Genomic DNA, 12636 nt, shown 5'->3' with positions numbered 1-12636 from the left:
CCTCAGCTTGCGGGGTCAGGGGTTCGGCGCCGGGCGACGTCGCCGGCGGCCAGGTAGGCCAGCCCAAAGGCGGGCAGCAGGCCGTTGCCGGGCAGGTAGCCGGCGGCGCCGTGGCCGGAGATGCTCGCCGCGGCACCACCCGCGGCGTAGAGCCCGGGGATCGGGCGGTCCTGGGTGTCGACGACGTTGGCGTGCTCATCGACCAGCAGGCCGCCCTGGGTGTGGAACAGCGCGGGCACCACGCGGACTGCGGCGTAGCGGCCGGACAGTGGACGCTCCCAGTGGGTGCGGCCGTGCTCGTCTTCGCGTTCGCCGCGGGCTATCGCGGCCGCGGTGGTGAGTTCCGCTTCCAGGGCGTCCGGTGGCAGGCCGGTCGCCTTCGCCAGTCCGGCGGCGTCGTCGGCCCAGACCAGCGCGCCCGCGGACACGACGTCCCGGAAGTCCTGGAACGGCTGGCACTGCTCGAAGATCGTCTCGTCGAGCACGATCCAGCCGGTCGAGCCGGGCTGCGCGGCCAGCTCGGCGGCGTACTCGGAATAGCCGCGGGTCTCGTTGCCGAAGCGGCGGCCTTCGACGTCGACGAGGATCGCGCCGTGGATGATCGTCGCCCAGCCGACGAGCGTGCCCGCGCTGGCCGACACGGCGCCGTGGCCCTGGTACGCGTCGAGGAACCCGGTCGCGGCGCCGAGCTTCTCGCCGATGCGCAACGCGTCGCCGAGCGACTGGTCACTGCCCTGGTAGAGCGACCCCGCGATCTCCGGCAGGTGCTTCGCGACCAGGTCGGTGTCGGCTCCGAATCCGTTGGTGGCGAGCAGGACCGCGCGGGTCGGGATCTCCTCCTCGGTCCTGTCGGGGTACCGGACGACGGCGGCGCGCACTCCGTCCACATCGGACAGGACGTCGACCAGTTTTGCCGGGGCGAGCAGCTCGATGTTCTCGTGCTCGGTGACCTTCCGGGCGAGGTGGTCGATGACGCCGGAGCCGTGGCGGCCCGGGATCGAGTGGCAGCGGGGCACGGCGTGGCCGGGGTAGTTGAAGTCGGTGACCAGCTCGAGGGGCAGCCCGGCCGAGTCCGCGAGCCACTCGACGAGCGGGGCGCTGACCTCGGCGAGGGTCCGGGCCAGCCGCGGGTCGGCCTGCCCGTGCGTCTTGGCCATGATGTCCTCGACGAACTTCTCCGGCGAGTCATCGACGCCCTCCTCGGCCTGCCAGCGGGAGCCGGCGCCGGGGAACATCGCCGTGGACATCGAGGTGTTGTTGCCGCGCCGGAAGTGCTCACTCGCCTCGACGATCAGCACGTTCAAGCCGAGTTCGGCGGCGCGCAGGGCACCGGCGAGCCCGCCACCGGCGCCGGCGACGACGAGGTCGGGTCCGTCGGTCACCGCTGCTCCTCGACGGCCAGCAGCCGCATCGCGAGTTCGGTGGGATCGACGATCCGCGCCGGGAGGTCGGCGGGCTCGACGTCGACGGCCGAGCAGCCGTTGATCACCGCCGTCGCGCCCAGTTCCGCCAGTTCGCGAACGGCCGTGCCGAGCGCCGCGTTCCACGTCTCGGTCTCGGCGATGGCGGAGAACGGCAGGTCCAGCACGCGGATCCCGGCGAGGTACTCGGTCAGCCGGTAGGCGGCGATGCGCTTCGCGAACTCCTCGGCGATGGCTTCGTTGCGCACGACCGCGCCGAACCTGACACCCTTCGCGGCGAGGTAGGTGGCCGAGAGCTTGAGCAGGCCGTGCACCGGCAGAGCCGGGTCGGCGACGGCGTCGGGTACCGCCGGATCGAGCACGCAGTCCGGGAAGGCCAGGTCCCAGCCGTCGCCGGCTGCTTCGAGCGCGGCGGCGACGGCGTTCTCCGAGACGCGCATGGACTCGTCCGTGTCCAGGGTCTTCGGCGCCGACGGGCCGACGTCGCGCAGCTCGATCTCCAGGCCCGGCGGCGCGAGCCGGTCGTAGCGCTCCTGCCTCCGCCGGATCTCCTCGGGCGGCAGGTGAATGGGCGTCACCGCGAGGGCACGCATCAGTTCGGCTCCTTCTCTTCGGTTCCGGCCAGCTCGCGCAGCGTCGCGCCGACGTGGGGCAGGCCGGGCAGGTCGCGCCCCAGCGCCGCGGCGCGATCCACGACTCGCGCGGGCAGCCAGTTTTCGAGCATGCTGACCAGGTCGGATTCGGTCAGCGGGTGGTGGTCGGCGTCGCCGATCGGGTTGGGGACCTCGTGGGTCAGAGACGTGCCGTCGTCGAATGCGATGGTCACGCGGGCCGCCCGCTCGGCCGGGAGGCGCGCGGTGAGGTCGCCGGCTTCGACGAGCCGGACCCGGCTCGCGAGCGCCTGGACGTCCGGGTCGTCGAGCGGGCTCGCCGGCCCGATCTCGCCCGTCAGCGCGGCCGTTGCCACCACGAACGGCGTTGAGAACATCGCCGAGAGCCGGTTCGACCAGTCCACATCGGACAGCCCGGCCCCCAGGACGTGGGTCTCCACCAGGATGTGTGTGATGCCCTCAGCCCGGAAAGCCGGACGCGAGCGCAGTTCGAGGACGGCGTCCGCCGCCGGGTGGGTGAACGAGCAGGACGCGTGCCGCTTGAAGTAGCCGCGCGTGATATCCCAGCGGGTGCCCAGGTCCACGGTCAGCTCCGCCGCGTCGAACTCGCCGAGGAGCGTGCCGAGGGAGAGGGCGGCCGTGCCCGTGGTGCGGGCCATTCCGGCCGCCGCCATCCGGGCCGCCGCGAGCCCGGACGTCGCCGACGCGCCCAGCCACGCGTTGCGCACCGGGTTGCCCTGGGTCGCCGAGTCGAAGTGCCCGGCGATGCCCATCCCGGCCGCGGTGTCGATGGCGGCCGCGGCGACCCCGGGCGGGAGGCCGAGCAAGCGGGCGCACCCGGCGGCCGTGCCGGGGACGCCCCAGCTGCCGTGCGGGTGCGCGCCCGCGCGCAGGGTGGTCGCGCGGCCGAACCGGGCGGCTACCTCGTACGCGGCCAGCAGCGCCGCCGCTGTGTCCGCGCCCGTGCTGTCCAGCTCGGCTGCCAGCGCCAGCACCGCGGGGAACCCGTGGGCGGCGGGGTGGCCCTTGGCGTACTTGTGGCCCTCGTCCAGCTCCAGCGAGACGAGCGCGACGGCGTTCAGCCAGGCCGCCGCGTCGGTCGTGACCAGCCGCCCGCCACCGATCAGCGGCGCCGGACCGGCCGGTGCGCGCCAGGCATCGACCAAAGAACGCTGCTCCGGCAGCGAAGCACCCAACGCGGTGACACCCACGACGTCGAGCAGGACGAGGGAAAGCCGGTCCAGCACCGCGGCCGGAACGCTCGTGACGTCCAGTTCGGACACCCACGCGCCCAGGTCCGCGGTGGCGGAAGCGGCTTGTTCGCGTTTCACAGTCCCAGGTACGCCTTCCTGACGCGGTTGTCGCCGGCGAGCTCGGCGCCGGTGCCTTCCAGCACGGTCGACCCGCTTTCCAGCACGTACGCCCGGTCGGCGATGGCCAGCGCCTGCTTCGCGTTCTGCTCGACCAGCAGCACCGCCACCCCGCTGTCCCGGATGCGCTGGACCGCCTCCAGCACCGTCCAGGTCAGTTTCGGCGAAAGCCCGGTCGACGGCTCGTCGAGCATCAGCAGCCGCGGCCCGGCCATCAGCGCCCGGCCGATCGCGAGCATCTGCTGCTGGCCGCCGCTGAACGTCTGGGCGATCTGCGTCCGGCGCTCGGCGAGCACCGGGAACAGCTCGTAGACCTCTTTCAGCGACGAAGCGGCCTGCGCGGGCATGCGGGTCCAGGCACCCATCCGCAGGTTCTCCTCGACGGTCAGCGTGCCGAACAGCGCCCGGTCCTCAGGCACGTGCACCAGCCCGTCGCGCACGAGCTGGTCCGGACGGCGACCCGCGGTCGGCGTGCCATCCAGGGTGATGGCGCCCGACAGCGGCTTGAGCTGGCCGCAGATGCTGCGCAGCGTCGTGGTCTTGCCCGCGCCGTTCGCGCCGACCAGCGCGACGATCTCCCCGGCGTCGAGACGCAGGTCGACGTCGTGCAGGATCCGCATCCGGCCGTACCCGGCGCACACCTTCTCAAGCGTCAGCATGGGTCGGCTCCTCACCGAGGTAGGCGTCGATGACCCGCGGGTCGCTGGTGACCTCGGCGGGCGAGCCGACGGCCAGCACGCGGCCTTGGTCGAGCACGAGCACCCGGTCGGCCAGCCGCATCACCGCGGCCATGATGTGCTCGATGAACACCAGCGTGACGCCCTCCTGCTCGCGCAGCGTGGCGAGCAGGTCGAGCACCGGCTCGCGCTCGGCCGGGACCAGTCCGGCCAGTACCTCGTCGAGCAGCAGCACCTTCGGCCGGGTCGCCAGCGCCCGCGCCAGTTCGAGACGCTTGAGCCCGGCGGTCGGCAGGTCGGTCGCGGCGCGGTGCGCCCACGGCCCGAGCCCGACCCGTTCGACGACGTCGAGAGCGTGCTCCCGCAAGGCTTTCGCGCTCAGCCGATGGTGCTGCGCGGCGAGGCTTACGTTCTGCGCCACCGTCATGCTCGCGAACGGCCGCATCAGCTGGAACGTGCGCACCATCCCGGCCCGCGCGATCCGGTCGGGTGCGCGCCCGGTGACGTCGTCGCCCGCCAGCCGCACCCGGCCGGTGTCCGGGGACAGCGCGCCCGAGATCACGTTGAACAGGGTGGTCTTGCCCGCCCCGTTGGGCCCGATCACGCCGAGGATCTCGCCCTCGGCGACTTCGACGTCCACATCGGACAGTGCGTGCACGCCGCGGAACGCCTTGCCGACGCCGGTGACTTCCACGATGCTCATCGACGCCACCTCGCAGCGAGAGTTCCGACGATCCCCTTGGGCAACAGCCGCACGATCAGGATCACCAGCACCGCGTACAGCACGACGTCCAGTCCGCTGCGGCCCTGCAGGAAGCCCAGGAACTCCGGGGGTGTGCGCAGCAGGGTTGCGGTGACGTCGGTGAGCGAGCCGATGATGATCGCGCCGACCACCGGGCCCCACACCGTGCCGATGCCGCCGATGACCACGGGCACGATCGCCTGGATCGAGATGGCCGAGCCGAACCCGAGATCGGGGTTCACGAACAGGTAGTACTGCGTGTAGAAGGCGCCGGCCACGGCGGTGATCGCGGCCGACAGCGCGACCGTCATCAGCTTGTGCCGCAGCACCGGGGCACCCAGGGACGCGGCGGCCAGTTCGTCGTCGCGGATCGCCGTGACGTACCGGCCGGCGCGAGAGTGCAGGAAGACGATGCTGATCGCGACCGCCGCCCCGGCCAGGACCAGGGCCACCCAGAAGTACGCGGGTGAGTCGGCCGGGAACTGGATCAGCCACAGCGACGAGTCCTGGATCAGCGGCACGCTGAACCCGACCGCCTTGTTGGCGAAGGTGCTGCTCGTGACGATCAGCCGCAGCATCTCCGCGAATGCGAACGTCGCCAGCGCGAAGTAGGCGCCCTGGAGCTTGTAGCGGAACGAGAAGTAGCCGATGACCACGGCGACCGCGGCGGCCACCGCCATCCCGGCCAGCATCCCGATCCACGGCGACACGTTGTGCTTCACCAGCAGGTACGCGCTGGTGTAGGCACCGAGGCCGAAGTAGGCGGCGTGCCCGAAGCTGAACATCCCGCCGAACCCGCTCATGATGTTCCAGCCGACGGCCATCAGCAGGAAGATCATGATCCGCACGGCGACCGCGCCCTGGGCAGCGGGCAGGATGAGCGGCAGCGGGATCGCGACCAGTACGAGAATCGCGAGGATGGCCAGCTGCCGGTTCTGCGGCCGCAACGGCGGTGCTTTGACGACGTCCGAATTGCTCGGCGCGGCGATGGTGATGGTGCTCATGCGCGCCTCCCGAACAAACCCTGCGGACGGAGGAAGAGCACCAGCACGAACACCACGAACACGCCGAGCAAGGAACTCTGGCCGCCGAGGTAGATCGTGGTGAGCTGCTCGACCAGCCCGATCAGCAGGCCGCCGACGAGCGCGCCGACGACGTTGCCCATCCCGCCCAGCACCACGACCACGAACGCCGTGATGTTGAACTGCTCCCCCAGCGTCGGGGTCACCGTGACGAGCGGCCCGGCGAGCACCGCCGCGGCACCCGCGCACGCCGTGCCGATGGCGAAGGTCAGCGTGTGCATCCGGCGGACGTTGATGCCGACCAGTGCAGCGCCCGGCGCGTTCGCGGCGACCGCGCGGATCGCCGTACCCAGCCGGGTCCGCCGCAGCAGCCAGTACAGCAGCCCGCCGAGCACGATGGCGCCGAGGAACGCGTACAGCCGTGAACCCGCGACCACCGCGCCCAGCAACGGGAACTGGAAGTCGCCGGGCAGCGCGATCGTCTTCGGCTCGGCGCCGAAGAACATCAGCAGCCCGTTCTCCAGCAGCAGCGACAGGCCGAGCGTGATCAGCAGCTGGTTCTCCAGCGACCGGCCGCCCGCCCCCGACAGCAGCCCGCGGTGCACGGCCGCGCCGAGGAGGAACAGGACCGGCACCGCGACGACGAGCGTCAGGTACGGGTGCAGGCCGGTCGCCTGGACCATGCCGAAGGAGATGAACATGGCCACCGCGAGGAACGCGCCGTGGGCGAAGTTCACGATGTCGAGCACGCCGAAGATCAGCGTCAGGCCCATCGCGATCAGGCCGTAGAGCCCGCCGGTCAGGATGCCGGTGACCACCGACTGCCAGACCACCAGGCCGCTGCCGGACTGCACCAGCGCGAGCACGATCGCCACGACGAGGACGGCGGCCACGATGCCGGCGCGGCCGAGGAAACCCTTGTCCGCTTTGGCTTTCCGGTCGGGTGGTGCGGTTTCGGGGACGACGGGCGCCCCGGTGTCGAGTTCGGTCATGGTCGCCACGCCACCCTGTAGTCGGGCCGGGATTCGGCTTTTTCGGGGGGATACACCTGCTGGACCCGCCCGTCCCGGACCTGCATCAGCACCGGGAAGGCGTTGCGGTTGTCGCCGTTGGGCGCGAACTGGATCGGCCCGCGGCCGACGGTCAGCGGTGCGACCTGGGCGGCGGCGATCGCGTCACGCACCTTCTCGGGGTCGGTGCTCGCCGCCTGCTCGACGCCGTGCGCGATCACCTGGACCGCGTCGTAGGACAGGACCGCGCCGGTGCGCATCGGGTCGCCGTACTGCTTCTGGTACTTCTCGCGCAGCGCGACGGTTTCGGGGTTGGTCGCGTCGTAGTGGTAGTTGGCGCTGAAGTACAGGTTGCCGAGCGCGCCGGCGTCGGCGACGAACTTCGGCTGGTCGTACGCGCCGTTCGAAACGCCCCAGACCGCGTTGAGGTCCGGTTTCACCGAGGCGATCGCCTTGGCCGCCAGCAGGCTGTCGCGGTAGTAGCCGGCGACCGCCAGCACGTCCGCACCGGACGCCTTGACCTGCGTGACCTGGGCGGTCAGGTCGCTGACGGTGGTGGCGTCGTAACTGATGTTCGGCCCGATCGCGATGCCCAGCTGCTTGGCCGCCGCATTGAAAGCGTCGGCCGCGCCGCTGCCGAAGTCGCTCTGCTCGTGCAGGAACGCGACCTTGCGGACGGGCTTGCCCGCCTGGTCCGAAACCGCTTTCAAGTACTGGGCGGCGGCCGTGGCGATCGCCTTGCTGCCGGGCTGGACGCGGAAGGAGTACTTGTAGCCGTGGGAAAAGATCGCGTCGGACGCGGTCACGTCCATCACGAACGGGACCCGGTTGCGTTCGGCCACGACGGCGACGTTGGTGCTCACCGCGCTCTGGTAGGTGCCGACCAGGCTGACCGCGCCGGCCGAGATCAGCCGCTGGGCCTCGCTCTGCCCGATGTCGGCCTTGCCCTGGGTGTCGCCGGTGACCAGCTCGACCTTGCGGCCGCCGAGCGACTTGATGCCGCCGGCCGCGTTGATCGCGTCGACCGCCAGCTGCGCGCCGCGGCGCATCTGCAGGCCGTCGACCGCGTTCGAGCCGCTGACCGGGTGCAGCGCCCCGATCTTGACCGGGCCCTCGTCCCGCCCCGCGGCGACGCCCCCGGCCCCCATCGGGGCCGATCCCCCGCACCCGGTCGCGAGCAGGGCCAGCGCCCCGAGTCCCGCGACGAGCATTCGTGCGGTCATGTCACCTCTTCCCACTGGAAGGGCTGTCGTTCCGCCTAGCGAAACGCCAGATTCGTTGCCGGTCATCGTGACACTCGCCCCGACTTCAGGTCAACATCTGCGCATAACTTGACGTGCCCGTGCGATCAGTGCGAACTTGGGAAACACGGAAAGACGTCGCTACGAAACTCGGACGTCACAAGCGTTCCCCCCGGCGAAACGGTGCTCCGGCCCGAGCCGCTGGACGAGAAAGGCAGGTAAGCCCCATGACGGGCGCTTTGTCCGGGATCCGGGTGCTCGACACCGCCACCCTGTTCGCCGGCCCGCTGGCCGCGACGCTGCTGGGCGACTTCGGCGCCGAGGTGATCAAGATCGAGCACCCGAACGGCGACCCCGTCCGCAGCCACGGCGCCCAGCGCGACGGCGTCGGCCTCTGGTGGAAGATGCTCGGCCGCGGCAAGAAGGCGATCACCCTCTACCTCGGCTCCCCCGAGGGCCAGGAGATCTTCAAGAAACTGGTGGCCGACGCCGACGTCGTCGTGGAGAACTTCCGCCCGGGCACGCTCGAGCGCTGGGGCCTGGGCTACGACGAGCTGCGCGAGATCAACCCCAGCCTGGTGCTCACGCGTGTCACCGGGTTCGGGCAGATCGGCCCGTACGCCAAGCGGCCCGGCTTCGGCACGCTCGCCGAGGCGATGAGCGGGTTCGCCGCGATCACCGGCGAGCCCGACGGCCCGCCGACGCTGCCGCCGTTCGGCCTCGCCGACGGGATCGCCGCGCTGACCACCGCCTACGCCGTGATGACAGCGCTGCGGGCCCGGGACCAGACCGGCCGCGGGCAGGTTGTCGACCTCGCCATCATCGAGCCGATCCTCACGCTGCTCGGGCCGCAGATCATCGCCTACGACCAGCTCGGCACGTTACAGCCGCGTACCGGAAACCGGTCCACCAACAACGCGCCGCGCAACACCTACCGCACCCGCGACGGCAGCTGGGTGGCCATCTCCACCAGCGCCCAGTCCATCGCCGAACGCGTGATGCGGCTGGTCGGGCGCCCGGAGCTGATCGACGAGCCGTGGTTCGCCAGCGGCGCCGAACGCGCGCAGCACGCCGACCTGCTCGACGACGCCGTCGGCTCGTGGATCGCCGACCGCGACCGCGACGACGTCGTCAAGGCGTTCGAGGAAGCCCAGGCCGCGGTCGCACCGATCTACACCGCCGCCGACGTCATGATCGACCCGCAGTTCGCGGCGCTGAACAGCATCACCACGGTCGACGACGACGAACTCGGGCCGGTGAAGATGCAGAACGTGCTGTTCCGGCTGTCCGAAACCCCCGGGCGGATCACCTCGGCCGGGGCGCCGGTCGGCGCGCACACCGCCGAAGTGCTCGGCCGCTACGGCCTCGGCGAGCCGGAACTGGCCGCCCTGCGCGAAAAAGGCGTGATCAGGTGAGCGAAGTCCTGCGCAGCTGGCTCTACGTGCCCGGCGACCGGCCGGACCGGATCACGAAGGCCCTGTCCGGCCCGGCCGACGCCGTGATCATCGACCTCGAGGACGCCGTCGCCGCGGCCGCGAAGGACGACGCGAGACGGAACACCCTGGCCGCACTCGGCGACGGCGCGACGGCGTTCGTCCGGATCAACGCGCCGGGCACCCCGGCCGGGGAAGCCGACATCAAGGCGCTGGCTTCGCTCGCCCCGGCAGGCGTCCGGGTGCCGAAGTGCGAGGACCCGGGCGAGCTGCGCCGCGTCGCCGACGCGCTCGGCGTGCCGGTGTACCCGGTGCTGGAATCGGCGCTGGGCGTGGAAAACGCCCTCGCGATCGCCACCGCGCACCCGCTCGTCGCCGGGATCTCCCTCGGCGAGGCCGACCTGGCCGCGGACCTGCGCGTGACCGGCGGCGACGCGCTGACCTGGCCGCGCTCCCGGGTCGTCGTCGCCGCGCGGGCGGCCGGGCTGCCGAGCCCGGTGCAGAGCGTCTGGACCGCCGTGCGCGACCTCGACGGGCTGCGCACGAGCACCGAAGCCGGGCGGGCGGCCGGGTTCTTCGGCCGGTCGGTGATCCACCCCGCCCAGATTCCCGTGGTGCACGAGGCGTGCGCCCCCGACCCGGCCGAGACCGCCTGGGCGAGCGCCCTGCTCGACCGGCTCGCGACCGACGGGGCGGCGGCCTGGATCGACCACCACGGACAGTTCGTCGACGCCGCGATCGTGGCGCGCGCCCGCTGGGTGCTCGCGCTCGCGGGAGAAAGGGAAGGCCAGCACTCATGACACGTCCCCAGGATCCGCTGCTGTCGGCGATCGCCGGCGGGGTCCGGCTGATCGAGCTCGGGCAGCCGTTCTTCACCGGCATGCCCTGCTCGCCGAACCACCCCGGGTTCCGGATGACCCTGATCCGCCGCCACGGCGACATGCGCCGCCCGGACGGCGGATCGGCCGCCAACGAGATCATCGTGACCGGCGGGCACGTCGGCACCCACATCGACGCGCTCTCGCACGTCAGCCACGACGGCAAGCTGCACGGTGACGTCGACGCGGCGGAAGCCCAGCAGGGCGGCGTGTTCCGCACCCACGGCGCGGAGAACCTGCCCGGCCTGCTGCGGCGCGCGGTCCTCCTCGACGTGGCCGCGGTCCACGACGTCCCCACGCTGGAACCGGGCTACGGCGTCACGGCAGACGACCTGGACGCGGCCGCGAAGCTGGCCGGCACCGAACCCGGCGCCGGCGACGTCGCGCTGATCCGCACCGGCTGGGCACGGAACTTCGACCATCCTGCGAAGTACATGGGCAAGGAGACCGGCGTCCCCGGCGCGACGACGTCGGCGGCGGAGTGGCTCGCCGCTCGGGGCGTGGTCGCGACCGGCGCGGACACCACCGCCTACGAGCAGATCCCCGCCGGGGCCGGGCACGCCGTGCTGCCGGTGCACCGGATCCTGCTGGTGGAGTCGGGGATCTTCATCATGGAGCACCTGAACCTGGAGGCCATCGCCGCGGAAGGCGTGCACGAGTTCGCGTTCGTGCTGGCGCCGCTGCGGATCGTCGGCGGCACCGGCTCCCCCGTGCGTCCGCTCGCGGCGGTGACGGCGTGAGCGCGACGATCGTCCAGCAGCTGGCCGCGTTCGCGACGTCGGTGCGGGCCAAGGGACTGCCGCCGGAGCTGCGGGACGACGCCGCCCGGCGCGTACTCGACGTCCTGGGCAACAGCCTGGCCGCGACGTCTGAACGTCCCGCCGCGGCCGTCGGAGCGCTGGTACGGGAGTGGGGCGGCACCGGGCGGGCGACGGCGATCGGCACGGGCGACCGGCTGCCCGAGCCGAGCGCGGCCCTGCTCAACGGCACCCTCGCGCATTCGCTCGACTTCGACGACACGCACCTGCCGTCGGTGCTGCACCCGTCGGCGTCCGTGGTGCCGGCCGCGCTGGCCGTCGCGGAGTCCCGCGGCGCGACCGGGGCCCAGCTGCTCGACGCGATCGGCGTCGGCGTCGAGATCACCGTCCGGCTCGGCATGGCCGGCTACGACGAGGAACTCGGCAACTCGGTGTTCTTCGAACGCGGCCTGCACGCGACGGCGATCTGCGGCGCACTCGGCGCCGCGGCGGCCGCGGCGATGCTGTCCGATGTGGACTCCGAAGGCATCGCCGACGCCATCGGCATCGCGGCCAGCATGGGTTCGGGCCTGCTGGAGGCCAACCGCACCGGCGGCACGGTGAAGCGGATTCATTGCGGCTGGGCGGCCCACGCGGCGGTGACCGCGGCAGGCATGGCGCGCCACGGCATCACCGGCCCGCCCACGGTCCTGGAGGGCCGATTCGGGCTGCTGCAGGCGTTCTGCGGCGACCAGTCCGATGTGGACGCGATCGTCGACGGCCTCGGCGAGCGCTGGGAGCTGCCGGGGATCTTCTTCAAGCCGTATCCCTGCAACCACTTCACGCACGCGGGCATCGACGCGGCCCGGCGACTGCGTTCTCGAGGTGTCGACCCGGCGGAGATCTCGGAGCTGGAGCTGGGTGCGCCGACGTCGGTGCTGCGCACGATCGCCGAGCCGCGCGAGGACAAGATCCACCCGAAGTCGGGCTACCACGCGGCGTTCTCCGGGCCGTACACCGTGGCGGCCGGGCTGCTGGGCGGCGGCGGGCTCGGCGTCTTCCACGACGACTTCACCGACGAAGCCGCCGCGGACCCCGCCCGCCTGGCGCTGGCGGCGAAGGTGCGCTGCGTCCCGGACGCCCGCTGCGACGAGATCTTCCCCCACCAGTTCCCGGCGGTCCTGCGCGCGCGGCTGAAGGACGGCCGGGAGCTGGAGGAACGCGTCGACGTGAACCGGGGCGGGCCGGACAACCCGCTCTCGGCGGACGAGCTGGCGACGAAGTTCCGCCTGAACGCGGCCCGGGTCCTTCCGGCCGAGGTCAGCGCGCGGATCACGGAGCTGACGTACGGCCTGGCCGAGCTGGGTGATCTCTCGGAGCTGACCGGCCTGCTGCGCGTGTGACGAGATAGGGGGCCTCGCGAGGGTGACCGCCACCACGAACGGGAACCACCGGGGCCCCACGTCCGTTTACGCTACCTACGGCACCGTAAGT

General features: G+C 72.0%; 12 protein-coding genes. 4 read left to right on the top strand and 8 right to left on the bottom strand.

Features of this window, described 5'->3' with window-relative positions:
* Window positions 1–2: 2 nt before the first annotated feature.
* The 8 genes from QQ657_RS08440 to QQ657_RS08405 are packed head-to-tail and all read right to left on the bottom strand — an operon-like array spanning window position 3 to window position 8076.
* Window positions 3–1382 carry an FAD-dependent oxidoreductase gene (locus QQ657_RS08440; RefSeq protein WP_284741533.1) on the bottom strand — a complete coding sequence of 460 codons (1380 nt, stop codon included), beginning with the start codon at window positions 1380–1382 and terminating at the stop codon, window positions 3–5.
* Window positions 1379–2014, bottom strand: coding sequence for an aspartate/glutamate racemase family protein (locus tag QQ657_RS08435; RefSeq protein WP_284741532.1), 636 nt, complete (start codon window positions 2012–2014; stop codon window positions 1379–1381). Before QQ657_RS08435 ends, QQ657_RS08440 begins: the two co-directional genes overlap by 4 nt.
* Window positions 2014–3363, bottom strand: a complete 1350-nt coding sequence (locus QQ657_RS08430) for an MmgE/PrpD family protein (RefSeq protein WP_284741531.1) — start codon at window positions 3361–3363, stop codon at window positions 2014–2016. Before QQ657_RS08430 ends, QQ657_RS08435 begins: the two co-directional genes overlap by 1 nt.
* The gene (locus tag QQ657_RS08425) at window positions 3360–4061 is read right to left on the bottom strand and encodes an ABC transporter ATP-binding protein (RefSeq protein WP_284741530.1); all 702 of its coding nucleotides are present in this window, start codon (window positions 4059–4061) and stop codon (window positions 3360–3362) included. The genes QQ657_RS08430 and QQ657_RS08425 overlap by 4 nt, the downstream gene beginning before the upstream one ends.
* Window positions 4048–4782 carry an ABC transporter ATP-binding protein gene (locus QQ657_RS08420; RefSeq protein WP_284741529.1) on the bottom strand — a complete coding sequence of 245 codons (735 nt, stop codon included), beginning with the start codon at window positions 4780–4782 and terminating at the stop codon, window positions 4048–4050. The genes QQ657_RS08425 and QQ657_RS08420 overlap by 14 nt, the downstream gene beginning before the upstream one ends.
* Entirely contained in the window at window positions 4779–5825 is a 1047-nt protein-coding gene (locus QQ657_RS08415) for a branched-chain amino acid ABC transporter permease (protein ID WP_284741528.1), read from the bottom strand. Before QQ657_RS08415 ends, QQ657_RS08420 begins: the two co-directional genes overlap by 4 nt.
* The gene (locus QQ657_RS08410; RefSeq protein ID WP_284741527.1) at window positions 5822–6835 is read right to left on the bottom strand and encodes a branched-chain amino acid ABC transporter permease; all 1014 of its coding nucleotides are present in this window, start codon (window positions 6833–6835) and stop codon (window positions 5822–5824) included. The genes QQ657_RS08415 and QQ657_RS08410 overlap by 4 nt, the downstream gene beginning before the upstream one ends.
* Window positions 6832–8076: an ABC transporter substrate-binding protein gene (locus QQ657_RS08405; RefSeq protein WP_284741526.1), complete on the bottom strand. Its 1245-nt coding sequence runs from the start codon at window positions 8074–8076 to the stop codon at window positions 6832–6834. The genes QQ657_RS08410 and QQ657_RS08405 overlap by 4 nt, the downstream gene beginning before the upstream one ends.
* Window positions 8077–8321: 245 nt before the next feature.
* On the opposite strand from QQ657_RS08405, the gene QQ657_RS08400 reads away from it, so the two are divergent.
* The 4 genes from QQ657_RS08400 to QQ657_RS08385 are packed head-to-tail and all read left to right on the top strand — an operon-like array spanning window position 8322 to window position 12545.
* Entirely contained in the window at window positions 8322–9509 is a 1188-nt protein-coding gene (locus tag QQ657_RS08400) for a CaiB/BaiF CoA transferase family protein (protein ID WP_284741525.1), read from the top strand.
* The gene (locus tag QQ657_RS08395) at window positions 9506–10327 is read left to right on the top strand and encodes an HpcH/HpaI aldolase/citrate lyase family protein (RefSeq protein ID WP_284741524.1); all 822 of its coding nucleotides are present in this window, start codon (window positions 9506–9508) and stop codon (window positions 10325–10327) included. The genes QQ657_RS08400 and QQ657_RS08395 overlap by 4 nt, the downstream gene beginning before the upstream one ends.
* Window positions 10324–11145: a cyclase family protein gene (locus QQ657_RS08390; RefSeq protein WP_284741523.1), complete on the top strand. Its 822-nt coding sequence runs from the start codon at window positions 10324–10326 to the stop codon at window positions 11143–11145. Before QQ657_RS08395 ends, QQ657_RS08390 begins: the two co-directional genes overlap by 4 nt.
* On the top strand, window positions 11142–12545 hold the full coding sequence (locus QQ657_RS08385; protein WP_284741522.1) for an MmgE/PrpD family protein: 1404 nt from the start codon (window positions 11142–11144) through the stop codon (window positions 12543–12545). Before QQ657_RS08390 ends, QQ657_RS08385 begins: the two co-directional genes overlap by 4 nt.
* Window positions 12546–12636 lie beyond the last annotated feature (91 nt).

The organism is Amycolatopsis ponsaeliensis (genome assembly GCF_030182635.1).
In the GTDB taxonomy this organism is placed as follows: Bacteria; Actinomycetota; Actinomycetes; order Mycobacteriales; family Pseudonocardiaceae; genus Amycolatopsis; species Amycolatopsis ponsaeliensis.
Note: the sequence above shows the minus strand (reverse complement) of the source record. Positions and strands in the feature narration are given on the sequence as shown.

Excerpts from the sequence above, each read along its gene's own strand:
- QQ657_RS08420 (WP_284741529.1), bottom strand. The coding sequence starts at position 4,782 with ATGAGCATCGTGGAAGTCACCGGCGTCGGCAAGGCGTTCCGCGGCGTG.
- QQ657_RS08425 (WP_284741530.1), bottom strand. The coding sequence starts at position 4,061 with ATGCTGACGCTTGAGAAGGTGTGCGCCGGGTACGGCCGGATGCGGATC.
- QQ657_RS08435 (WP_284741532.1), bottom strand. The coding sequence starts at position 2,014 with ATGCGTGCCCTCGCGGTGACGCCCATTCACCTGCCGCCCGAGGAGATC.
- QQ657_RS08415 (WP_284741528.1), bottom strand. The coding sequence starts at position 5,825 with ATGAGCACCATCACCATCGCCGCGCCGAGCAATTCGGACGTCGTCAAA.
- QQ657_RS08410 (WP_284741527.1), bottom strand. The coding sequence starts at position 6,835 with ATGACCGAACTCGACACCGGGGCGCCCGTCGTCCCCGAAACCGCACCA.
- QQ657_RS08390 (WP_284741523.1), top strand. The coding sequence starts at position 10,324 with ATGACACGTCCCCAGGATCCGCTGCTGTCGGCGATCGCCGGCGGGGTC.
- QQ657_RS08405 (WP_284741526.1), bottom strand. The coding sequence starts at position 8,076 with ATGACCGCACGAATGCTCGTCGCGGGACTCGGGGCGCTGGCCCTGCTC.
- QQ657_RS08400 (WP_284741525.1), top strand. The coding sequence starts at position 8,322 with ATGACGGGCGCTTTGTCCGGGATCCGGGTGCTCGACACCGCCACCCTG.